Origin of the sequence: Microbulbifer sp. A4B17 (genome assembly GCF_003076275.1) — a bacterium.
Classification (GTDB): Bacteria; Pseudomonadota; Gammaproteobacteria; order Pseudomonadales; family Cellvibrionaceae; genus Microbulbifer.
In genome coordinates, this window is sequence record NZ_CP029064.1 from 2,151,974 (window position 1) to 2,174,463 (window position 22,490).

A 22,490-nucleotide genomic window follows, 5' to 3' on the forward strand; every position below is an offset into this window, starting at 1 on the left:
CAGCTACATAAGGCGGATTCCTGCAGGGGCTTAAATCAGCAATATGGATACCGTTCTAAATGACCTGCCAAATCTACCCAACTACTGGTTTCTGCACAGGATTTAATAAAAAGAGTAAGCCGATCTTCGCTGCTTGTGCTATGTCTACTTCGGCAAGGATACAAGTAAGGAGAGAGTTGTGGCGCAAAAATTCCCCTGTGAAATATTTCCCCGAATAACGATTTATGTTTTTTCTCTTCTTTTGAGTGGCTGGGTATACGCAGCTGAGGACATGGCTGCATCAGCCACTGCGCACTTGGAGCTTCGTTTTGCTCAGGCTGAGATTGTGGCGCAAGTTGAGGTGATTGATGTCCACCGTGATGTAGATAGTGCCCTTTCTGAAGATGGGGTTACAGCGGTCTCAGGATATGTCTACTCCGCCGTTCCCAGCCAGGTATGGAAGGGGCCCATGGGGGGGGAGATTACTTTCCGCCTGGGATTTGAGTCTTGTGATAGAAAACTGGAGCAAGGTGAAAATTATCTGATTTTTGCCAATTTGGATAGCTACGGAAGGTTGCACCTGAGAAGCTGCGAAGCCGTTATTGCTGAGTCAGATGCTTCCGCGATACTCGCCCAGCTCAGTAAGTTTGTTAAGCAGGGCTAGGGATTGCTCTTCTGAAGCTCCATTAGAACTTTCAGTTTTAACCGCTTCTTTCTTTACAGCAATCGAAACTGCTGTGAAAAGGCTCTCTTCCTTGAAGAACCCCAAAGGAGGGTTATTCTTATCAGTATTGGCGCGACCTTCTTTTACTGACGCTGCGTCTCAATCGACCGCGCACCGTTGTAAACAGGCTGGAGTGTCAGGGTTTGGGATTGTCATCGAAAACGCATACCGACCAGATCTTAGTAACCGGCTCCGTTTTATGATGAATGTCTTCTTTTGAATTTGCCTGGGGTCGAGAGGTCCAGATATGAAGAAGTTACTAATTCCCCTGATCATTTTGCTACTGATCATCGGTTACTTTATGTCCCGTAGCGGCGAGCATAAGGCGAGGGAAGCCTACAACTCCATGGAGCAGAAAAGTGAGCAGATGAGGGATTCCTCTACTCCCTCAAGTGGGGGTAGCGGTAGTGACTCAATGGCTCCGTCAGACAACTCCAATCCCCCCGATGGTATGGGTAACCCCAATAATCAGATGCCTCAGGACTCAGATCAGACCGATCCGGCCGCTCCCGGATCTACTGATACCGGGGACTCATCTGATTCCACCATGTCCGGGTCAGACAATATGGGCTCGGGTAACAACATGGGTACGGATAGTAACGACTCTGCCACCATGCCAGGAAACGACAACGGTTCGATGAACGGAACTGACCAGCAGGCCGATGAAGCTGCTGAAGACGCTTCTAAGGAGGCTCAGGAGGGCATGAATAACGACATGAACTCCTCATCCGATGAGGCGGGATCTGATACGGGTACTGATGAGGGTATGGAGAACAATAACGATCAGCAGTGATGACCCAGTTACACCGGATCAAGAGAAAGCCAGGGTCGCACAGGAGTGCGGCCTTACCTCATTCTGAAAATATGATTGGATATGTTTGGCATCAGGAAGATCGAATACTGGAGGTTAGTCCTGTTGGAAAGCTTACCGCTGAGGATTTCCAGCTATTGGCCGCACAAATTGATCCTATCATCAGAAAGCAGGGGAGAATTGTAGGCTTACTGGTAAATGCGACAGATTTCGTTGGTTGGGAGAGCCTTGTTGCAATGATCTCTCATTTCCGTTTTATTCGGGATCACCAGCGGCACATTCGGCGAATTGCCGTAATCTCTGATAGCCCCATTCTTCGTTTTATGCCCAGTCTCGCCTGCCACTTTATCAGTGCTGAGGTGCGCCCTTTTCCCGTGGGGGAGTCCGCACAGGCTCTGGAATGGTTGGAAAAACCGGGTTAGCATCGCCTCCCTTTTTCACTGTTACCTGGAGGGCAGGTGAGTCCATCGTTGGCCATTGTCGCTGCGGCGCCAGAATATATTCCCGCTGCGGAAGAACTTTCCGCTCAGTTAGATTGCCCCCTCCTCGGAGCTATCCCTCCCGCTGATGTAATCGATTTTCCACAAGTGCTGTGCTTCGGGGAGCAGTTGCAGCTGTGTGCGACTGGGCGCAAAGCTGCGGGGCCTGTATGGGTGGATTTTGTTGCCGGAACACTTGCCCATCGCCGCAAATATGGTGGCGGTAAAACCCAACCTGTAGCGAAAGCTGTGGGGCTTCGCTCGGGCTTCCACCCCAAAGTCCTCGATGCTACTGCCGGATTGGGAAGAGATGCCTTTGTCTTGGCAGCGCTGGGGTGTGAGGTACAAATGTTGGAGCGCAATCCGGTTGTTTTCCAGCTGCTCCAGGATGGAGTACGTCGGCTTAGGCAAGCATCTATGGGCGATGCTGAATTGGCTGCGATTTCAGAGCGATTAAGCCTGGTAGATTCTTGTATAGCCGCTTCGAAGTGGTTAGTTCAGCAGCCGGAAGAATCCATTCCCGTTGTCTATTTGGACCCGATGTTTCCTGCGCGGGGAAAGGCTGCCAAGGTTAAAAAGGAAATGGTTGCTTTTCACCATTTGGTGGGAGCTGATGAGGATGCCGATAGCCTACTGGCTCCCGCCTTTGCCGCCTGTTATTACCGGACAGTTGTAAAACGCCCAAAGCTTGCCCCCTATCTGGCAGATAAGAAACCCAACTTCTCTTTGGAGGGGAAATCCGGTCGCTTTGATCTCTATACCAAGCATGGAGTTCCAGGCTGACTTCCAGTTACCGGTGTCCGCGTTTCTGATAGTTGTACTTTTTATGCCTGACGAGGAGGAGAGGGCATCAGCTGGCGATGAGATTTATGTTTCAGCGAGCCCTTTCTTAAAAGGGCGGGCTATTCTTTACCAGCGGCACCTCAACTATCTCATCTTTCCCGTTGCAGCCAACGATAGGCTTTGCTTCTTGGTACCGCCGCAAAAAATATTGCAACCCAGGGAGTTCTATCAGTGCGACCACACGGGAGCAGTACAACTAATACACCTGATATTGCCAACAGGAAGATGTTTTCTGTGGCGGCGCTGGGGATTCTAACGGCCGCAACGGTTGTTACCAGCCTGCGCACATTGCCTATGATGGCGCAGGAAGAGTTGACGATGTTTTTCTATATCGGCTTCGCGGCTCTGCTGTTTTTGGTGCCCGCAGGGTTGGTTTCGGCAGAACTCGGCAGCGCTTTCTCAGAGCGCACTGGTGGTGTTTACACCTGGGTGGGGGAGGCATTCACACCGAAGATGGGGTTTGTCGCGATCTGGTTGCAATGGATCGAATGCATTGTTTGGTATCCCACTGAACTGGGCTTTGCCGCAGCGGCGGTAGCCTATGCAGTGGGCGACAATACTATCGCCCATAACACTTACTATATTGGCGGCTTTTGTATTCTGGCCTACTTGCTAGCCACCCTGATCGCACTTACTGGAACGAGCTTTCTGGTAAAGGTCGCTCAATTCGGTTTCCTGGTGGGCATCATATTTCCCTGCGTGATTTTGATTATCCTGGCTGTGTGGTGGGTAGTGAGCGGCAATCCTATCGGCTGGGAGACGCTGACGGACCCCGAAGTCGCAGTGCGCCGAGATGGCTTTGAGCATCCCCGCTGGTTTCCCCATATTAATGGTTTGGGGGCGATTGCATTTCTCGGTGGTATTTTACTCGCCTTTGCCGGGGTGGAGGCGCAGGCCACTCACGTGTCAGAACTGCGTGATACCCGCCGAGGTTACCCAGCGGTAATTGCTATTGCAGCTGTTATTTCCATTCTTGTTTTTACTCTTGGGGCACTCTCAATTGCAGCAATATTGCCCTACAAGGAGATCTCTGTAGAGACTGGCTTGTTTACGGCCTACGAGAGAGCTTTCGAGCAACTACTTGGGATTCAGTGGCCCGTACAGGCACTTTCCTGGCTGATTGGTTACGGCGCATTAAGTGGAGCCCTGGCATGGCTGGCTGGCCCCAGTCGAGGGTTACTTGCCACTGCTCAGGATGGGATGCTGCCACCATGGTTCCAGAGAGAAAACCGGGTGGGTGTACAAAAAAATATTCTTTATGCACAGTTTGCGGTAGTAGCAGCAATCTCGTCCATCTACATCCTGATGGATAACGTCTCTACAGCTTTTGTCCTGATTTCAGTAATGGCAATTAGCTTATACATCATTATGTACATCATGATGTTTGCTGCGGTTATTCGATTGCGCATTAAGAAGCCGGACCTGCCGCGAAGTTTCCGTATCCCTGGCGGGCTGCCAGGGGTTTGTATTATAGCGGGGATAGGTTTGGTCTCGGTTACATTTGCCCTGGTTGTTTCATTTTTCCCGCCGGAACAATTGACCATAAAAAGTCCGATGACTTATGTGGCATTAAACTTGGGGGGTATTGCTTTGGCGATCACTGTCCCCCTGTTGATTTTCTATTTTCACAAGCCCTCCTGGCGAGGAGAGGGCGGTCATCAACAGCAATCCTTTTCTGACATTGATCAGTGAGCCGGAGGGCGGCAGTGAAAGAGCAGTCTCCATTTGACAGATTCTATGATGAATACAATGAAGACATCCCTGAAGCACACTTCCCCAGGGGGAGTATTTCAGCAAAAGCTGCAGAAGCCATAGTGACCAGTGAAACCTGGGCTGATGCAAAGCCCGCTATGAATCTGTCTTCGTTCGTTACAACATTTACTGAATCAGAAGCCTTCGAGGTCGCGAAGAAGCACTATCTAAAGAACTATATCGATCATGATATGTATCCACAGTTGTTTGCAATGGAAGCGCGTATGGTGCGCTGGTTGCATGAGTTGTGGAATGGGCCCGCGGGGGTAGAGCCGTATGGTGCAGCGACGATAGGCTCGTCAGAGGCCTGTATGTTGGCTGGTTTGGCGCACAAGTGGAATTGGCGTAAGAAAAGGGAGCAAGCTGGCAAAGATAGCTCCAGGCCTAACCTGGTTACCGGTGCCAATGTGCAGATTGTCTGGGAAAAATTTATGCGCTACTTCGATGTAGAGCCTCGTATAGCGCCATTAAAACCGGGGCACTATCGTTTTACCAGTGAGCATCTGGACAAGTTGGTGGATGAAAATACCATCGCTGTTGTCGCCATCGCCGGGCAGACCTTTACAGGAGAGGATGATGCATTCAGGGCGATTCACAACTGGCTGGATGGGTATCACGCGAGAACTGGGCACGATATTCCCATGCATATCGACGGCGCTTCTGGCGGATTTGTAAACCCTTTCCTCTATCCAGAATATAAGTGGGATTTTCGTCTGCCGAGAGTTAAATCCATTAATGCCTCTGGACATAAATTTGGTTTGGTACCCCCTGGATTAGGTTGGATAATTTTTCGTGAAAGAGCGGTCTTCGATGAAGACCTGATGTTCTATGTGAATTACCTGGGCGGGGAAATGCCTACAGCGACATTGAACTTCAGCCGAAACGCGTCAACGGTTGCCTACCAGTACTATAATTTTATTCGTCTTGGCTATAAAGGTTATCGGGATATTATGCAGCACACCCTGGAAAATGCACAGACGCTTCGCCAGCGTTTGGTAGCCAGTGGCTATTTTGAAATTATGAATAAAACCCAAAGAATCCCCGTTGTTTCCATGACTTTGAATAAGAAATATAAAAATTTTAATGAGTATGATATTTCTAATAAGGTGCGTGAGCGAGGCTGGGTACTTTCTGCCTATTCGATGCCGCCAAATGCACAGTCGGTAAATTCCCTGAGAATTGTGGTCCGCCCTCATCTTAACCAAAATGCAATCAATGGCCTGGCTGATGATATTATTCATGCTTGTGATTGGTTAAGTAAGCACTGTGGCAACGCAACTCCGCCCAAACTGCATGATCCACAGAAGGTGGCGCCCAGTAAGTGTTGATTTTTATCGGGCTGTCTTAGTCCTGGATTTTACCTGGCTGGGGAGGGTAATTGACTTACTTCGGTATTTCAGAGGCATCTTTGACCACTCTTACATGCTGCATCATGCCACCGTCCTCATGGTAAAGTAAATGGCAGTGCAGAGGATACTTACCGGTAAAATCTTTGAATCGAGTACGGAATTTCACATGCCCATGGGGAGGCACTTGAAAAGTGTCACACCAAAAAGGCAGCTTCAGTGTGTGGTGCATGGGATCTTCACCAACCACTTCGATAACATAATATGGGTTGACATGAATATGTATTGGGTGAGGGAATTCACTCTCATTTACTAAGGTCCACTCCTCTACTGCATCCAGCTCCACGTAATGATTGACCACTTCACATCCCTCGAATGGTGTATGATCAATACTTACATTCAGACCTCGAAAGTATTTGTCAGGATCATCAAGGGTATTAGCCTGGAGTGTGAGGCGACGTGTATTAGTAATCTCGTCATCTGTGATAGGTTTCAGTAGGTCTACCTTAAAACTGCTGGGAAAAGGTGGAGGTACACAGCGGGCCGGCGGTTTACTGGGCGCATAGATAGCAGTTCCGATTTCCTCTCCCTGGGCAATAGCTATTACAAAAAGTGGACTGTTATTATGGTACTTATAATGCGGCATTTGCTGGAATTCAATCGCATTGTTGTAAACGTAAAAATGTGCTCCTGGTGTAGCGGCTTCACTGATCTTTAAAAATAATGAGGCGCGATTGGCAGGGCCCAGGCTTACACCATCTTGCAGGCGATAGTCATCAGTCGGGTTTCCATCGAATCCATAGATATACATTTGCGCAAACCAGGGGCAATCGATATCAATTGAGGTCCGAGTAGTGGCATTCAATAACCGCAGATTAAGAAGCTCACCAACTGTTGCATGGATGATCGGGCAGTACTGACCATTAACTGTAATGCAATATTCGCTGTCTGGAAATTTTGCGACTTGATGCTGATCTTCTACTTTGCCATGCTCGTTTACGGCAATATTTTGGAAGACAAGAATATGTTCCTTGACTCCCATTGCTTCCAGTTCATCATCAAATTCATTTCTGACAATTAGGGCCCCGGCCATTCCGCTGCCGACTTGTATGGCAACAGAGCCGTGTTTATGCGGGTGATACCAATAGAGCCCTGGGGGATGATCCTTGGGGATATCATATTCATAAGTAAAACTCTCCCCTGGTTTTATCTTCATACACACATTGTCGGCGGGAGATTCCGGAGAGACGTGGAGACCATGAGTATGCAAGTTATAGGTATTGAACTCATGGGGAAAGTTTATTGTGGCGGGAGCATTTGGAGGTTCTTCCTGAGGCAGTCGATTGTTTGTTTGGATGGTTAGGTGGCTATTAGATCTAATTTCAATAGTGGGGCCTGTAAGGGTGAAGCCCGCTTCCTGTGTAATTGATGAAGAGAATACTCGTGTCCAGGTTGGCGTGTTATGTATTTTGTAAAAGCTAAAAATATTATTCTTTTCATACTGTACATCCAGGGTTAATTGCAACTTTCTTTTTTCTTTATCCATTGAGTAAGTGGGCGGATTTTTTATTGGCTCTAGAAAGGAAATATGCTCTCTATTGCTCACTTTTAACTCCAGGATATATGGGGATTGTGTGGGCCAGTTAATGAATAGATCTGAGTTTAGATTCAAGGACTGGATTGATTGTAGATTTCTTCGCCATATCACTTCGGGTTAAGTGATCTTGCAGGGCTATAGCAACTCTTCCATAGCATTTTCAATCATTTTTGCGACCTTTTCTGGGTTGGCCTGGGCAATAAAGTGCCCACCTGGGATATTAGTAACTTTGAGATTAACGTATATCCTGGATATTTCGGTGATAGCCTTTTCTTTTATAAGTCGATCTTTGTTTGGGCGAATATAGGTGGCAGCTATTTCCAGTTTATGGGTGGGTGAGGAAATCGAAGCTATGTTACGAAGCCTTTGTTTGAGTTTTCTTCTATTGGTTTTTAATAGAGAGCTATAGACCCTATTAATCAGAGCGTCACTTCCCTCACCATTGAAACCAAAGAAATTTAGAGTAACCTTGGTTGAAAAGGAATTGTCGATGAGGAAGGTTGGAGCCAAAGCCGCTGCTTTGGATAGCAGCGAAGGTGATGATATAAAGCTGGCGATAAAGGTTATGCCAGACAATCTGGCTGGGGAATAACAGAGATAATTCATAAGCGATTCGGCCTGAATAGGACTCTGCAACGATATAGGTCCTCTGTTTGAGATAAGTCTTGGCGATTGACTGGGCTTGTTGAAGGTAAGTCTCTCCGGGTAGTTCAGAAAGAGAAACTATCTCTGTATTCCAACTTTTGGTTAGCACTTTAATCAAGTCTGAAAACAGTGCTCCTGTTCCATCGAGGCCGGGGAGAAGTAAAATTTTCAATTCTGGCTGGTCTTTCTTTGGGTTGCTGCGTTTAAGCAGCTTAACATGACTTTGGTGCTGGTCATATAACTCTGGGTTGGCTAGTTGGTGTTCAAGTGTAGAAGACAATCACATTCCATAATAAATAATTATATATAAATTTAGTTTATAAATCCTATGGATTTTATAATAAGGGCGACTTCCTGGCTCCTAAGGGTAGTAACTCACCTGTTCGAGCCTTGGTCTATAGTGTGATTGTGATACTCGCCCCGGCAGTCAAAGATTATTCATCCGCACTCAAGCTAAGTGCTGAGATAATTTCTTGGTACCTTGCCTTAGAGTGAAGTGAGTAATCTAAATTAAAACTGTCTGATAAAGAATCCCCAAGGTAAGACGATAAATCTACAATTTTTACCCTTTCTATATAGTTGTCACTGTGCAGTCTTTCAATTAGGTTTTTATGTGCCCCATATATATTTTTTGAGTTTGGAGATAGGGTATATATGGGCTTTGAAAGGGCGAGGGCTTCAGAAATCATTGATGAGCTGTCTTCTGTGATGAAAACTTTCTCGCATGCGCCCATTATTTCTTCAAGGCTGGTATGAGGTTGGTGATAATCGATCAGGCTGAAACATGTATCAAAGGGCATATTGCTTTCAATCAACTCAGCTACATAGCTCGGCGTGCGTCTTGATGTACTAATTAGCCAAGAGATATTGTGAGAAACTGCTATTTTTTTGAGTTCTTCTACTAAGTCTGTGTAATCCTTATGAGCATATTTGTAACCACTTCCATCACCTCCAATAAGTAAAGTATAAAATGGTTTCTTATGTTTTTTCTTTAGATGTTTTCCTAGTGCGTCACAAATATGCACATCCAAGCGGCTAAGTGGAAGTTGGCAGCTATCTTTTTTGGTATGATTTTTTGTAGATAAAGCCAGCGAGAAATCGCTTGCTTTAAAGTTGTAGGTATTACCTATCGCAATATTCATACACTGTATTTTTTTGGTTAATGCAATGTTGGTAGCAATGCTATTCCCACCAAAAGAAACAATTAAGTCTGGCTTTACTTTGAAGGTGGGGTTTCTGTAAAACATCATGATTAACCTATAACATTTTTTTGCAAAATATCTGGTTAGCAGTCTTGTTGGTCTATTGAAAATTTTTAAAATGGGTTTGCTAACAGTTATTTCATAGGTGTGCCTATCTTTGGAGTGATGGGAGAGTAGTTGATATAATCCCAGTGAGGAGCTAAGGTGGCCTGGTTTTCCATCATATATAATTAAAATATGCATAACTTAATTCGAAAATATAAGTGGGGTGCTAAGGGTTTTCTTGGTTGCTGGAAGTGCCTTACTGGATAAGAAATTTAAATTACCGGAGAGCAAAATCCTTGTACGTAATATGTGAAATTCACGATTTTAAAAACAGGCTAATATCTTACCTTTTCATGGGGGTCTGGACCTCAGGTTGCTCTTAACTTCTAGTGTTGCTGTAGTTGGATCCGTCTTTACATCCTGGCAGGTGCAGAGGGAAATTTGGCTTTGAGATTAATGCTGATCATATTTTACTTCTTTAATCTAAATAAGATTTAGTCACTATCGTACCGTTAGGTTTTGGGTAATAACAGTTAGATTTTTGCCTATATTCCGACAGAAAATGACATGCTCGATGGTGGAGGTAGAGATTGTTTTACTGTATGTTGATTGGCGCTCGTAGAAAATTACTGGAATTGATTAAGAAGTTGCTTTTAGAGAGACCTGGAAACAGGCAAAGTACTTTAGAGAGTATTAATGTTGTATTGTTTCAAAATCTAATTCGACCCCATTAATGTGTTTGCTGAAACTTAGGTGGACATCAGCTATGCATATTGAAAACACAGTTGTTGGTGAGCAGACCTGGTCTGGTACTACTCAATAAAGAATTATGCTAGTGTTTGTCACTGTTTATTGGGGCTAAAGATTAGATTGAAATCTGAGTTTCATAATCAGGTTATTTGGTTTAGTGGGTATCCTAAGTATGTCTATGTTTCAAAAATTAAAAGCATCAATAGGTATTGGTGCTGCTAAAGTTGACACCGTTTTACAAAATCCTGAGTTGGTTCAGGGTGGGGTTATCGAGGGGGTTATCCAAATCCATGGTGGCAATGTTGATCAGCAAATCGATGCAATAAGCTTGAGGCTGTGCACAGAGGTAAAGGTGGAGAGCGATGAAGGAGTAAGTTATGAGCGTTCTGTGCTGAGCGAGCTACAGGTGCAGGACCCTTTGATTATCGGTGCTGGGGAAAATCATGAAGTGCCTTTTGAGTTTGTACTGAATGAAGAAACGCCGATCACAGTTTTAAATGCACGCAAAAACAAGAGTTACGTGTGGCTGGAAACTTCCTTGGATATCGATTTTGCTTTGGACCCGAAAGATAGGGACCCCCTGCAGATAAGGCCTTTGCCGGTTGTGGAGAAGGTACTCTCCATGATAGAGGAAAATGGTTTCAATATGGTAAAGGCTGATGTTGAAAAGGGGCATCTGCGTGGAAGTAACTTTGCCTCCCGGTCTGGCTGTTATCAGGAGATCGAATTTAAGAGCAGTGGTTTGTTGACTTCTAAAGAGGTTGAGCTTTCCTTTATTGTCGATGGTGATCAGGTACACTGCCTGGCAGAGATTGATCGCAAGTTTGGCTTGCGTGGCGATGAGTATCGTTCGTTTTCGCTGGCGCGTCATGCAAGCGATAGTGAGATTGCTGTAGCTGTTCAATCTATCTTATCTCGATAGTTGCGCTTACTTTAGGAGTCTGGCCTGTGCTGTCAGGCTCTTAAGGGGTTCCTACCAGCTGCTAGCCCACTTCCTAAGTGGATCAAGGGTTTCCATCGAGCCTGTTAATGGGGTCTTGATGTCAACAGGCTCAAGAATTGTCTGTGTGCTCTCTAGATTTCTCTGGTAATTAATAATCGAATCACTTGCTTAAGTCTGCTGTGATTACTGAATCTGAGAAACTCTGGTAAGCCGATTCAAAAGTTTTCGACATAGCATCCGGGAAAAGATGGAAATCCCCATTTTTTAGTGCGGTAACAATTCCCTCAGCGACTGCGCTGGGAGATTCTCCATCCTCCAGCCCCGCTTGTTTGGCCATATCTGTATTGATTGGACCAGGGTGAACACTCAGCACCTGTACGCCGCGCTCCTGAAAGGTTTCACGAAGTGCCTGGGTAATCGCGTAGCTGGCGGCTTTGGATGCGGAGTAGGTACTTACATGGGGGAAAGTGCGCAGTGATACCACTGAATTCATTTGCACCAGGGCACCTTTATTCCTCTCCAGTTGCGGGGCGAATGCCTTGGCAACACGAACAAGCCCAAAGGTATTAACTTCCAGTTCCTGCTTTAGTGAGTCCTCTACATGATCGCTAAGTGGGTCTGCCGGTGCCAATACTCCGGCATTGTTCACCAGAATATCCAGGTCCTGTATTGCCTCTGCGGCTGCCTCTATGCTTTGGGCCTGTGTCACATCAATTTTCAGCGCGATTACTTTCTCGCCATATTTTTCAGCCAGCTCTGTTGTGGTCTCTGTGTTGCGAACAGCCAGGTAGACCTTTTTTGCTCCGCCCGTGATAAAGCGCTCTACGATTGCCTTGCCAATACCACGGTTTGCTCCAGTTACCAGGGCAACTTTGCCTTCGATTGAAATGCTCAATTCCATTCTCCTGCAGATGGTGGGGTTAATTTGTACCGATCGGTACGATTTGAGCTTAGTCTTACCGATCGGTACAATATTGTCAAAACCTTTTTGAGATATTACTTATGGCGGGACGCAAGCCGGAGTTTGATAGGGTGCAGGCGCTGGAATCGGCAACCCAGGTCTTTTGGAAGAAGGGCTATGTGGGCGCTTCTATGGCGGACCTGACTAAAGCAATGGGTATCAATAAGCCGAGTCTGTATTCTTCCTTTGGCAATAAGGAGAAACTATTTGTTCTTTCATTGGAGCAATACCTGGATATATATGCCAAAGATCGCTTGAGGTTCTTGTTGGAAGAGGGGGTGCCGTTGCGGCAGCGACTACATAGATTTCTGCTGGCTACCGTTAAAGGGCAGTCGGGGGAGGGGACTCCCCGGGGATGTTACCTGGCGTTTGGGTTGTCAGAAGCTGCCGGGGAAGCTCTGCCTCCTGCAGCCATTGAGGCTTTAAAAGCCGCTGATGCGGAAGCGGTAGGCCAATTGACGGACTTGTTTCGCTTTGATGAGGAGTCTCAAGCTGTGGGGTTGGACCAACGGGCAGGTGATTACGCTTTGTACCTGATCACCTTGTTGCATGGTACGGCATCGGTGCTGAGGTCAGGGCGTGATCTAAAGGAAATAGAAGCTTGCCTGGATTTTGCGCTGGATGGCTTGGGCTTGGAGGCGTGAGAGAAAGTTGAGATTCAGGCCCCTGTGAGTAGTCAAGGGCCTGAATCTGGTTTTAGAAGCGGCGGCGGAACATGGGGAGTGGCTGGTCCACTCCTGTCTGGTAGCTGTCACCAAAATCGCTCATAGAATCTTTAAGGCTTGCCAGAGGTTGCTCGCCTTCAAACGCATAGGCATTGAAGCCACAGCGTTGTAAATAGGTCAGCTGGTCGCGCATAAACCCGCCCACTGCGCGTAACTCGCCGGTAAAACCGTAGCGCTGGCGCAACATGCGACCGGCAGTAAAGCCTCGGCCGTCGGCAAATGCCGGAAAGTGCACGGCGATTACCGGCATTTTGGGGGCTTCTTCGGCAATCAGCTCCGCACCTTCTTCACTGTCCAGCCACACACCCACTTCGCCACTGCGGGATGAAAGCGTATCGCTATGCTCCCGCCACTGGCGCAGAGGCAGGATGATTTTGCCGGAGGGCAGCGTGCTGAGATCCAAAGTTTCTCCCGCTTCTACCTGGGGTATCAGCTGCCACTCGTTAGCTTTCACTTCGCCATCAATGATCAGTTCTGCGGGGTTGCCCGGCTGTGGGCCCAGTTTAGCTGGCTTTGGCATAAACTCTCTCCTTGAAGGGCTGTAGGCCGATGCGGTTGTAGGTATCGATAAAGGGCTCTTCTGTCTGGCGCAGCTCTACATAAAGGTCGAGGATTTTGCCTATCACTTCTGGCACTTCAGCGCGGGAGAAGCTGGGGCCCAATACTTTGGCCAGGCTGGCATCGTTGGACGCGCTACCACCCAGTTGAATCTGGTAAAACTCTTCGCCTTTTTTGTCGACGCCGAGGATGCCGATATGTCCTACATGGTGGTGGCCACAGGCATTCATACAGCCAGAGATATTGAGGTTGAGATCACCCAGGTCGTACAGGTAGTCCATATCGTCAAAGCGGCGCTGGATGGCTTCCGCTACCGGGATGGACTTGGCGTTGGCCAGGGAGCAGTAGTCACCGCCGGGGCAGCAAATCATGTCGGTTAGGGTGCCGATATTGGGTGTGGCGAAGCCATGCTTACGAGCCTGTTCCCAGAGCTCAAACAGCTTTTCCTGCTCAACGTCTGCGAGCACCACATTCTGGTCGTGAGTAACCCGGGCTTCACCAAAGCTGAAGGTGTCGGCGAGATCGGCAATAGCCTCCAGTTGGGCATCGGTTACATCACCTGGGGGTACACCAGTGGGTTTGGTGGACAACTTGATCGCGCGATAACCGGGTACCCGGTGCGGGTAGGTGTTGCGTTCAAGCCAGCGGGCAAAGGCTTTGTCGCTGTCAGCTTGTTTTTGCAGTGAGGCCTCAGCAGCTGATCCGTCAAACTCGCGATATTCCGGGGCTGTGAAGAAGGATTTAGCCCAATCCAATGCTTCCTGGGTTAACTTTTCAGCGCCGTCTTTAATATGTTGCCACTCTTCTTCCACGCGGCGGCCGAACTCTTCCGGGCCAAGTGCTTTGACCAGAATTTTAATGCGCGCTTTGTACTTGTTGTCGCGGCGACCCAGCTGGTTGTAAACGCGGACAATCGCTTCAAGGTAAGAGAGCAGGTCTTCTTCCGGCAGGAAGTCGCGGATGGTCTCGGCAATAACCGGTGTGCGGCCCTGACCGCCACCTACCAATACCTGGAAGCCAATCTCTTCACCGCGCTTGACGATTTGTACACCGATATCGTGTACGCGGATGGCCGCGCGGTCCTGCTCTGAACCACTGACGGCGATCTTGAACTTGCGCGGCAAGAAAGCGAATTCCGGGTGGAATGTAGACCACTGGCGAATCAGCTCGCAGTAGGGGCGCGGGTCGGCAATCTCGTCGAGCGCAATGCCGGCGTAGGGGTCCGAGGTGGTATTTCGGATACAGTTGCCGCTGGTTTGTACCGCATGCATTTCCACTTCCGCCAGTTCATCGAGAATAGCGGGTACATCTTCCAGCTGCGGCCAGTTGTACTGGAGGTTCTGGCGCGTAGTGAAGTGGGCGTAGCCTTTATCGTAGTCGCGGCTTACGCGAGCGAGACGGCGTAACTGGGCACTGTTGAGCAGGCCGTAGGGAACGGCAATACGCAACATGGGGGCCAGTCGCTGAATATAGAGGCCATTTTGCAGGCGCAGCGGCAGGAATTGTTCCTCGCTCAACTCGCCGGCAAGGTAACGTTCCGTCTGGCCGCGGAACTGGGCTACGCGATCGTTGATGATGGCGCGGTCCCGGTCGTCGTATCGATACATAACAGCTTGATTCCATTGCCTTTGTGCGCTGATGGTGGAGAAAGGGGCAGGCCCCGGACGATTCTCCGCTGGCGCATAACATACCAGCGCTCTTATGCAATAAATAACAATATTTTCCGCTATATCTGTAACCAACAGTTATAAGAGGGATTAATCAACATTCTGCTTAGTTGCTTTTGCAGACTCGAGGAGCGTTGGAGTAATAGCTATCGATGGCGTCCTGTACGTTTTTTAGCCGCGACTTTACCTGTTGAGTGTAGTGACTTCACTTCAAGCTTGGCATGTTGAAGCTAATTCGGTTAGCTGTGAATTGGCGCCACCTTTAAGTTTGCTTGCGGTGATATAAAGTGCGAATAGTCAGTCATGCATCAGGCGGTTCGGTAGATGAGTCAGTGACTGAATTCCGAAAACAATTATAAGAGGCAAGTGGGATGGCTAAAGATATCCTTGCGGCGATGATTGAATTTGATGATTCATCAAAGTTCAATGGCGTGAGTAACACTAACTTCGATGTGTTTGAGGGGGCATTGGCTCGCGCTAAAGCCATGATGCAGGAGTACTCCGACGATAAATATATCAAGATGCTGGTTGCGCCAGAGTATTATTTTTCGGGGTATGCCTCTAAAGCAAAAACTAATCATATTGACTCTTTAAGTAAGGGCTCCAAGAGTGATATTTATTCCGGCCTGCGCAGAGCCTCCCGTCAGTACCCGAATATTCTGATTGTTGCAGGGACTATTGCTTACACAAAAGGTGGTGGATGTTTTTCCTCAGCATCTTACTTGAGCATTGCTCCTATCCTTGCCGGTGGCAATTTCCTGTTGAAGAAATATAAAGTCGGCAATGATAAGTATCAAACTGATGATGCTTTTTCGTCCAAGGCAAGTGACAGTACCTTCTTGTATAAGGGTTTAACTTTCGGTATTGATATTTGCCTGGATCACCACAATCGAGTTCTAAAAAACTCATTGGGTGATAAAACTGTAGATGTACATATTCTGATTTCCGATGGTTCAAGCCCGAGTCCGGGCTCCCTGGCAACCAACAAGAGTGGCGGTGGAGCAGTGGTATTTTGCAATATGACGAGTATTAACAAAGGCAAAGGTGTTAATGGAATTATGTCAGTCTCCCCAAATAAGTGGGGCAACCTGAATGTCGATTTTGATAGTCGCACACAGGTTGCCAAGACTGGCCAGGCTCTCACTGGAGGGTTTCACATAGCCCTTTATTCTGGGCAGGCTTAAACTACTAATTAGGCTGGCTGGCTGGATTCCCGGTCTGACCTTGCAACTGATAACTCAATTTGCTCTACTTTAGTGGCCGTTTCCGACGGCCCAACTACTTTAAATAACAATAAAGAACGATCGGAGAGATTCGATGAATGATGAAGTAGCTGTTGTTTCTGAAGACGATAACGTAGTAGATGCGATTGCCGCTATAGCCCTGGTAGCTATTTTTGTAGCCACCTGTGTTTTCTGGGTGGCTACACGCTAGTTTCCCTTCTGGCCCGGAGTTGCGCGGTCCCGGGCAAAATAGCTTGGTACTCTCCCGGCAATGGAATAGATGCTGGTAAGTTCAAATCATTGCTGGTCGTATACGAAGGCTGGTCGTATACGAAGGGAGCTTTGTATAGCTAACCCATATTACCGAGTACAATTCTTACAATAAGTGCTAAGCCGATCACAAAAATTGCGGTAAAAATAACGCCAGCAATAACGTACGTCATAATGCTGCCACTTTGAAAATCCCTCTCACGATTTTTGTCATTCTGCACGCCAATTGCGGCGGCCAGGGTGCTGACTACCACCTGGCCGAAATTGGGCTTTTTCGCTTTCTTATTATTATCTTCCACAGGCTCACTCCTCGAGGTTGGGACGTAGCCAGCGCTCCAATTCCGGTTCGCTGACCCCTTTTCGTTTAGCCAGGCTTTGCAGCTGATCCCTGCCGATCTTGCCCACATTGAAGTACTTTGCCTGGGGGTGGGCGAAGTACCAACCGCTCACCGCAGCTGCGGGCATCATGGCAAAGTGTTCGGTAAGGCTGACGCCTGCATTTTGCTCCGCTTGTAGCAATTTGAACAGGGTAGCTTTTTCCGAATGATCGGGACAGGCGGGATAGCCCGGGGCTGGGCGGATGCCTTGGTAGGCTTCCTTGATCAGCTCCTCATTACTGAGAGTTTCGTCTTCGGCATAGCCCCAATATTCTTTTCGCACCAAACGGTGCAGTGTCTCAGCAAAGGACTCTGCCATACGGTCGGCCAGGGCTTTTACCATAATGGCGTTGTAATCGTCGTGTTTGGCTTCGTAGGTGTCTGCCAACTCGTCTGCGCCGATGCCCGTAGTTACCGCGAAGCCGCCCACATAGTCTATTTGGCCGGACTCCAATGGCGCGACGAAATCTGCCAGGGAGCGGCAAAGGCCATCGCCACCGCGTTTCTGTACCTGTTGGCGCATATGGTGAAGGCGAGCCAGCTCCTCACTGCGGCTTTCATCCTTGTAGACGATGATATCGTCGCCGACGCTATTAGCTGGCCATAGGCCGAATACGGCCCGTGCGCGCAATAGCTTTTTATCGATAATCTCTTTCAACATGCGCTGGGCGTTGTCGTAGAGATCGGTAGCGGCTTCTCCCACGATTTCGTCTTCAAGGATTGCCGGGAATTTCCCCGCCAAATCCCAGGAAATAAAGAAAGGCGTCCAGTCCATAGTGTCGAGCAGTTTCTCCAAGGGGAAATTGTCGATCACGGTGAGGCCCAGCTTGTTGGGTCGTGCTGGCTGGTAGTTTTTCCAATCAAATTCCGGGGCAGTATCCCGCGCTTCCTCGTAGGTTAAGCGGGTGTCATTGCGCTTGCGGTTGGCGGTGCGGGTGCGCACCTTGTCATACTCTGCCTGGATTTTTTCCACAAAGGCTGGGCGCAGCTCATTGGAAATCAGGCTGCTGGCCACGCCTACGGCGCGGGATGCATCGGCTACATACACCACCTGGTTGCGGTGGAATTGGGGATCAATTTTTACGGCGGTATGGGCTTTGGAGGTGGTGGCTCCGCCGATCAGTAGGGGGATATCAAACCCCTGGCGCTCCATCTCGGCGGCTACGTGGACCATTTCATCCAGGGATGGGGTGATCAGACCGGACAGGCCAATAATGTCACATTCCTTTTCCTTTGCTGTTTGCAGAATGGTTTCTGCTGGCACCATCACGCCGAGGTCGATCACTTCATAATTGTTACAGGCCAGTACTACGCCCACGATATTTTTGCCGATATCGTGCACATCCCCTTTAACAGTGGCCATCAGGATACGGCCGTTGGAGCGGCTGTCTTCGGTTTTTTCCGCTTCAATATAGGGCTGCAGGTAGGCTACCGCCTGTTTCATAACCCGGGCGGATTTCACTACCTGGGGCAAGAACATTTTCCCTTCGCCAAACAGGTCGCCGACGATGTTCATGCCGTCCATCAATGGACCTTCGATCACATCCAGTGGGCGTGAGGAGCTTGCGCGGGCCTCTTCGGTATCTTCCTCGATATAGTTATTAATGCCTTTCACAAGGGAGTGTGCCAAGCGTTCGTTCACTGGCAATTGGCGCCAGCTCAGGTCCTCTTTGCGCGCGGCACCACCGCCGTCCCCTTGGTATTTGGGGGCAATTTCCAGCAGGGCTTCAGTGGCATCCGGGCTGCGGTTGAGGATCACATCCTCAACTTTTTCCCGCAGCTCCTCTGGGAGTTCGTCGTAAACCGCCAGCTGCCCGGCGTTGACGATACCCATATTCAGGCCGGCTTTAATGGCGTGAAACAGGAATACAGAGTGAATGGCTTCACGTACCGGATTGTTGCCCCGGAAGGAGAAGGAAACATTGGAGACGCCGCCACTGATCTGGGCACCGGGCAGGTTTGCGCGAATCCAGCGACAGGCCTCGATAAAGTCCACCGCGTAATTATTGTGTTCCTCAATACCGGTGGCGACAGCGAAAATATTCGGGTCGAAAATAATATCGGTGGGGTCGAAGCCGACTTCATCGACCAGCACATCGTAGCTGCGCTTGCAGATCTCAATTTTGCGCTCGAAAGTATCCGCCTGGCCATCTTCATCAAAAGCCATCACTACCACAGCCGCACCGTAGCGCAGGCACAGTTGGGCCTTTTCGATAAACTCCTCTTTGCCTTCCTTGAGGCTGATGGAGTTCACAATGGGCTTGCCCTGGATGCATTGCAGGCCGGCCTCGATCACCTCCCACTTGGAGGAGTCCACCATAAATGGCACCTTGGCGATATCCGGTTCGGTAGCGGCAAGGTTAAGGAAGCGGCGCATAGCGGCGAGTGCATCCAGCATCGCCTCATCCATATTGAAGTCGATTACCTGCGCACCATCTTCCACCTGGGCGGCAGCCACTTGTAGGGCGGTGTCGTAGTCCTCTTCAAGTATCAGGCGCTTAAATCGGGCGGAGCCAGTGACGTTGCAGCGCTCGCCCACATTGACGAACAGGGCGTTTTCATCGGCGACAAATGGCTCCAGGCCGGACAGGCGTAGAGCAGGTTTAATTTCCGGCAATTGTCTCGGCGTCATATCGGCCACCGCATCGGCAATTGCACGAATATGGTCGGGGGTGGTGCCACAGCAGCCGCCGAGGATATTAATAAATCCACTGCGGGCAAATTCCGCTACGATCGCAGCGGTTTGCTCCGGGGTTTCGTCGTATTCGCCAAATTCGTTGGGTAGTCCCGCATTAGGGTGCGCGGAGACATAGGAGGCGCATACGCCAGAGAGGGCTTCTACGTAAGGGCGTAACTCGGTGGCTCCCAGTGCGCAGTTAAGCCCCACAGAAATTGGTTTTGCATGGGCAACAGAATAGTAAAAAGCTTCGGTCGTTTGGCCGGAAAGGGTGCGGCCGGAGGCATCGGTAATGGTGCCGGAAATCATAATCGGCAGTTCGAAACCCAGCTCCTCAAAGAGCTGCTGCATGGCATAGATAGCGGCCTTGGCATTGAGGGTGTCAAAAATGGTTTCGATTAAGATCAGGTCGCTGCCGCCTTCGACCAAAGCGCGGCCCGCTTCTACATAGTTTTCTACCAGCTCATCGAAAGTGACATTGCGTGCCCCTGGATCATTGACGTCTGGTGAAATACTGGCGGTGCGGGAAGTGGGGCCGATGACCCCGGCTACCCAGCGCGGGCGCTCTGGGGTAGAGAGTGCATCTGCTGCACGGCGCGCGATCTCTGCGGAGGCCCGGTTGATCTCTACCACCAGGTGTTCCATATCGTAATCAGATTGGGACAGCTGGGTTGCGTTAAAAGTATTGGTTTCGATAATGTCCGCGCCCGCCTCAAGGTACTCCCGGTGAATCTTTTCGATCAGCTCCGGGCGGGTCAGGCTCAGCAGGTCGTTATTGCCTTTCAAGTCGCGAGGGAAGTCGGCGAAGCGCTCACCGCAGTAATCGGCCTCTTCCAGCTTCTCCCTCTGGATCATCGTCCCCATAGCGCCATCCAGGATCAGGATACGCTGCGCAAGCGCGGCATTAATTTGCTCGAGACGTTGGTCGCGGGACTGCTGGGACATTTACCAATCCTTATATTGTCGATCTTTTGCCGATGGTGGGAATGGCGCCAATCTTAGCACAGTCACGTCCACTCACTGGCTGCGACTTACGCCTTTTTGGTTGTTCCACCACAATAACAGAGCAGTTTTGATTAAAGTTGAGCAATTTATAGGTACTTCACAGCGCCTGATCACTATAAATCCCTAGACGACCGGTCTAGTTTTGCGTAGAGTGCTAGGCATGAAAAGCAGCTATGAAGATACTCGCCAACATTTGTTGGATACCGGTTATACCGTGATGGCGGTAAAAGGTTTCTCCGGTGTGGGTTTGAGTGAAATTCTCAAAACCGCTGGTGTGCCAAAGGGGTCCTTTTATCACTACTTTAAGTCCAAGGAGCAATTTGGCGAGGCTCTGCTGGAAGATTATTTTCGCAGCTACCTGGAACTGATGGACGCTGGCTTTTCCTCCAGGGATCAATCTGCCGCCGATAATTTATTGGCCTATTTTGATGCTTGGCAGAAGAGTAGTGGGGAGCGTTACGATGCTCACCGCTGCCTGGTGGTTAAGCTTAGCGCTGAGGTGGCAGACCTGTCTGAATCGATGCGGATTATCCTCAGAGATGGAACTGAGCATATTATTCAGAAGCTTCAGGACTGCATCGAGCTGGCAGGGGAAGACGGTTCTCTGCCAGCCACTCTAAATGCCCGTGCCACCGCAGCTTCCCTGTACCAGCTGTGGCTGGGGGCCAGCCTGTTGGCCAAGCTAAATCGCAACGATATGCCAATGGCAGAGGCGATGCTGGCGACCCAGGAGATACTGGGAAAACACTGAGTTTTTAACTGAGCCCGCGAGGGGGAAACCGTTGCGGGTATTTTTATGGCGCCTTTATAGACGACCGGTCTAATTTGGCGACTTTGACTTCCATTTTACGAAGTTATGGAGAATAGAGAATGCAATCGAGCGATATAAACCGCCGTCTGGTATTGGCATCCCGCCCTGAAGGTTCCCCGACGACAGATAACTTCCGCTTAGAGCATGCCCCTGTGGCAAAGCCGGAAGCCGGTGAAGTGTTGTTGCGCACGGTATACCTCTCACTCGACCCTTATATGAGAGGGCGAATGAGTGATGCGAAGTCCTACGCCGAGCCAGTAGCACTGGGCGATACCATGGTGGGTGGAACAGTGAGCCGTGTAGTTGAATCCCAATTGGAAGGGTTTGAGGAAGGGGACTGGGTATTGAGTTATAGCGGTTGGCAGGACTATGCCATCTCTGATGGCACCGGTCTGATTAACCTGGGTAAGCATCCGGATTACCCCTCTTTTTCACTGGGTGTATTGGGCATGCCGGGAATTACCGCCTATTTTGGTTTGCTGGAAATTGGTGAACCCAAAGAGGGAGAGACACTGGTGGTGGCAGCGGCTACCGGCCCAGTGGGTGCCACGGTTGGACAAATCGGAAAGTTGCAGGGGTGCCGGGTAATCGGTGTGGCGGGTGGCGAGGAAAAATGTCGATATGCCGTCGAAGAATTGGGATTTGACCTCTGTTTGGACCACCGTGCCGAAGATTTTGCCGAGCAGCTGGCAGCGGCTTGTCCAGAAGGAATCGATATCTACTTTGAAAGTGTCGGTGGCAAAGTGTTTGATTCTGTGCAGCCGCTATTAAATGACTTCGCACGGATTCCGGTATGCGGGCTTATCTCCCAATACAACGCGACATCACTGCCGCAAGGCCCGGATCGCACCAGCCTGCTAATGAGGGATGTGCTGACCAAGCGCTTAAAAATACAGGGCTTTATTATTTTCGATTACTACGAGCGCTTCCATGAAGCCGTGCGCACATTGAGTCAGTGGGTTGCTGAAGGCAGTGTCAAATATCTTGAGGATATGGTTGAGGGCTTGGAGGAAACGCCGAGCGCCTTTATCGGACTGCTGGAAGGCCAGAACTTCGGCAAGTTAGTTGTGCGTGTTGGGAATGATGATTGAAGCAAAGCT

At 49.2% G+C, this 22,490-nt stretch carries 19 protein-coding genes; 11 read left to right on the plus strand and 8 right to left on the minus strand.

The window, feature by feature from the left end; all coding sequences use genetic code 11:
• The first annotated feature begins 178 nt into the window (after positions 1-178).
• From BTJ40_RS09700 to BTJ40_RS09730, 6 genes are all read left to right on the plus strand, one after another.
• Positions 179-643, plus strand: a complete 465-nt coding sequence (locus BTJ40_RS09700) for a hypothetical protein (protein WP_108732899.1) — start codon at positions 179-181, stop codon at positions 641-643.
• A gap of 307 nt (positions 644-950) precedes the next feature.
• Positions 951-1,496, plus strand: a complete 546-nt coding sequence (locus BTJ40_RS09705; protein ID WP_108732900.1) for a hypothetical protein — start codon at positions 951-953, stop codon at positions 1,494-1,496.
• Between the two features lie 71 nt (positions 1,497-1,567).
• The gene (locus BTJ40_RS09710; RefSeq protein ID WP_108735231.1) at positions 1,568-1,936 is read left to right on the plus strand and encodes an STAS/SEC14 domain-containing protein; all 369 of its coding nucleotides are present in this window, start codon (positions 1,568-1,570) and stop codon (positions 1,934-1,936) included.
• Between the two features lie 36 nt (positions 1,937-1,972).
• Complete coding sequence (locus BTJ40_RS09715; protein WP_108732901.1) at positions 1,973-2,776, plus strand: class I SAM-dependent methyltransferase; 804 nt, start codon at positions 1,973-1,975, stop codon at positions 2,774-2,776.
• Between the two features lie 231 nt (positions 2,777-3,007).
• Positions 3,008-4,528: an amino acid permease gene (locus BTJ40_RS09725; RefSeq protein WP_238152181.1), complete on the plus strand. Its 1,521-nt coding sequence runs from the start codon at positions 3,008-3,010 to the stop codon at positions 4,526-4,528.
• A gap of 14 nt (positions 4,529-4,542) precedes the next feature.
• Positions 4,543-5,916, plus strand: coding sequence for a glutamate decarboxylase (locus BTJ40_RS09730; RefSeq protein WP_108732904.1), 1,374 nt, complete (start codon positions 4,543-4,545; stop codon positions 5,914-5,916).
• A 55-nt stretch (positions 5,917-5,971) separates the two neighbouring features.
• On the opposite strand, the gene BTJ40_RS09735 is transcribed toward BTJ40_RS09730, so the two are convergent.
• From BTJ40_RS09735 to BTJ40_RS09745, 3 genes are all read right to left on the minus strand, one after another.
• The gene (locus BTJ40_RS09735; protein ID WP_108732905.1) at positions 5,972-7,540 is read right to left on the minus strand and encodes a multicopper oxidase family protein; all 1,569 of its coding nucleotides are present in this window, start codon (positions 7,538-7,540) and stop codon (positions 5,972-5,974) included.
• A 126-nt stretch (positions 7,541-7,666) separates the two neighbouring features.
• On the minus strand, positions 7,667-8,137 hold the full coding sequence (locus BTJ40_RS09740; RefSeq protein WP_157953986.1) for a hypothetical protein: 471 nt from the start codon (positions 8,135-8,137) through the stop codon (positions 7,667-7,669).
• A 473-nt stretch (positions 8,138-8,610) separates the two neighbouring features.
• Complete coding sequence (locus BTJ40_RS09745) at positions 8,611-9,621, minus strand: ELM1/GtrOC1 family putative glycosyltransferase (RefSeq protein WP_108732907.1); 1,011 nt, start codon at positions 9,619-9,621, stop codon at positions 8,611-8,613.
• A gap of 724 nt (positions 9,622-10,345) precedes the next feature.
• Between BTJ40_RS09745 and BTJ40_RS09750 the strand changes: the two genes are divergently transcribed.
• Positions 10,346-11,095: a sporulation protein gene (locus tag BTJ40_RS09750; protein ID WP_238152182.1), complete on the plus strand. Its 750-nt coding sequence runs from the start codon at positions 10,346-10,348 to the stop codon at positions 11,093-11,095.
• A 181-nt stretch (positions 11,096-11,276) separates the two neighbouring features.
• On the opposite strand, the gene BTJ40_RS09755 is transcribed toward BTJ40_RS09750, so the two are convergent.
• Positions 11,277-12,011, minus strand: coding sequence for an SDR family oxidoreductase (locus tag BTJ40_RS09755; protein WP_108735233.1), 735 nt, complete (start codon positions 12,009-12,011; stop codon positions 11,277-11,279).
• 107 nt (positions 12,012-12,118) lie between these two features.
• Here BTJ40_RS09755 and BTJ40_RS09760 point away from each other — a divergent pair, with 107 nt between their 5' ends.
• On the plus strand, positions 12,119-12,721 hold the full coding sequence (locus BTJ40_RS09760; protein WP_108732908.1) for a TetR/AcrR family transcriptional regulator: 603 nt from the start codon (positions 12,119-12,121) through the stop codon (positions 12,719-12,721).
• 52 nt (positions 12,722-12,773) lie between these two features.
• On the opposite strand, the gene BTJ40_RS09765 is transcribed toward BTJ40_RS09760, so the two are convergent.
• Both BTJ40_RS09765 and BTJ40_RS09770 read right to left on the minus strand, forming a co-directional pair.
• Positions 12,774-13,322, minus strand: coding sequence for a DUF934 domain-containing protein (locus BTJ40_RS09765; RefSeq protein ID WP_108732909.1), 549 nt, complete (start codon positions 13,320-13,322; stop codon positions 12,774-12,776).
• A complete protein-coding gene (locus BTJ40_RS09770) occupies positions 13,306-14,967 on the minus strand; it encodes a nitrite/sulfite reductase (RefSeq protein WP_108732910.1) in 1,662 nt (553 codons plus the stop codon). The genes BTJ40_RS09765 and BTJ40_RS09770 overlap by 17 nt, the downstream gene beginning before the upstream one ends.
• A gap of 431 nt (positions 14,968-15,398) precedes the next feature.
• On the opposite strand from BTJ40_RS09770, the gene BTJ40_RS09775 reads away from it, so the two are divergent.
• Entirely contained in the window at positions 15,399-16,211 is an 813-nt protein-coding gene (locus tag BTJ40_RS09775; RefSeq protein ID WP_108732911.1) for a hypothetical protein, read from the plus strand.
• Between the two features lie 389 nt (positions 16,212-16,600).
• Here the strand turns inward: BTJ40_RS09775 and BTJ40_RS09780 are convergent, their stop codons facing one another.
• A complete protein-coding gene (locus BTJ40_RS09780) occupies positions 16,601-16,819 on the minus strand; it encodes a DUF2970 domain-containing protein (protein ID WP_238152183.1) in 219 nt (72 codons plus the stop codon).
• Positions 16,820-16,823: 4 nt separating this feature from the next.
• Positions 16,824-20,519 carry a methionine synthase gene (gene metH, locus BTJ40_RS09785; RefSeq protein WP_108732913.1) on the minus strand — a complete coding sequence of 1,232 codons (3,696 nt, stop codon included), beginning with the start codon at positions 20,517-20,519 and terminating at the stop codon, positions 16,824-16,826.
• A gap of 220 nt (positions 20,520-20,739) precedes the next feature.
• Between metH and BTJ40_RS09790 the strand changes: the two genes are divergently transcribed.
• Both BTJ40_RS09790 and BTJ40_RS09795 read left to right on the plus strand, forming a co-directional pair.
• On the plus strand, positions 20,740-21,330 hold the full coding sequence (locus tag BTJ40_RS09790) for a TetR/AcrR family transcriptional regulator (protein ID WP_108732914.1): 591 nt from the start codon (positions 20,740-20,742) through the stop codon (positions 21,328-21,330).
• Between the two features lie 119 nt (positions 21,331-21,449).
• On the plus strand, positions 21,450-22,481 hold the full coding sequence (locus BTJ40_RS09795) for an NADP-dependent oxidoreductase (RefSeq protein WP_108732915.1): 1,032 nt from the start codon (positions 21,450-21,452) through the stop codon (positions 22,479-22,481).
• Positions 22,482-22,490: the final 9 nt, after the last annotated feature.

What these genes read in the sequence shown, in the direction of transcription:
- BTJ40_RS09705 (WP_108732900.1), top strand. Translation starts at nt 951, where the DNA reads ATGAAGAAGTTACTAATTCCCCTGATCATTTTGCTACTGATCATCGGT.
- BTJ40_RS09710 (WP_108735231.1), top strand. Translation starts at nt 1,568, where the DNA reads ATGATTGGATATGTTTGGCATCAGGAAGATCGAATACTGGAGGTTAGT.
- BTJ40_RS09740 (WP_157953986.1), bottom strand. Translation starts at nt 8,137, where the DNA reads ATGAATTATCTCTGTTATTCCCCAGCCAGATTGTCTGGCATAACCTTT.
- BTJ40_RS09745 (WP_108732907.1), bottom strand. Translation starts at nt 9,621, where the DNA reads ATGCATATTTTAATTATATATGATGGAAAACCAGGCCACCTTAGCTCC.
- BTJ40_RS09750 (WP_238152182.1), top strand. Translation starts at nt 10,346, where the DNA reads ATGTCTATGTTTCAAAAATTAAAAGCATCAATAGGTATTGGTGCTGCT.
- BTJ40_RS09760 (WP_108732908.1), top strand. Translation starts at nt 12,119, where the DNA reads ATGGCGGGACGCAAGCCGGAGTTTGATAGGGTGCAGGCGCTGGAATCG.
- BTJ40_RS09765 (WP_108732909.1), bottom strand. Translation starts at nt 13,322, where the DNA reads ATGCCAAAGCCAGCTAAACTGGGCCCACAGCCGGGCAACCCCGCAGAA.
- BTJ40_RS09770 (WP_108732910.1), bottom strand. Translation starts at nt 14,967, where the DNA reads ATGTATCGATACGACGACCGGGACCGCGCCATCATCAACGATCGCGTA.
- BTJ40_RS09775 (WP_108732911.1), top strand. Translation starts at nt 15,399, where the DNA reads ATGGCTAAAGATATCCTTGCGGCGATGATTGAATTTGATGATTCATCA.
- metH (WP_108732913.1), bottom strand. Translation starts at nt 20,519, where the DNA reads ATGTCCCAGCAGTCCCGCGACCAACGTCTCGAGCAAATTAATGCCGCG.
- BTJ40_RS09790 (WP_108732914.1), top strand. Translation starts at nt 20,740, where the DNA reads ATGAAAAGCAGCTATGAAGATACTCGCCAACATTTGTTGGATACCGGT.
- BTJ40_RS09795 (WP_108732915.1), top strand. Translation starts at nt 21,450, where the DNA reads ATGCAATCGAGCGATATAAACCGCCGTCTGGTATTGGCATCCCGCCCT.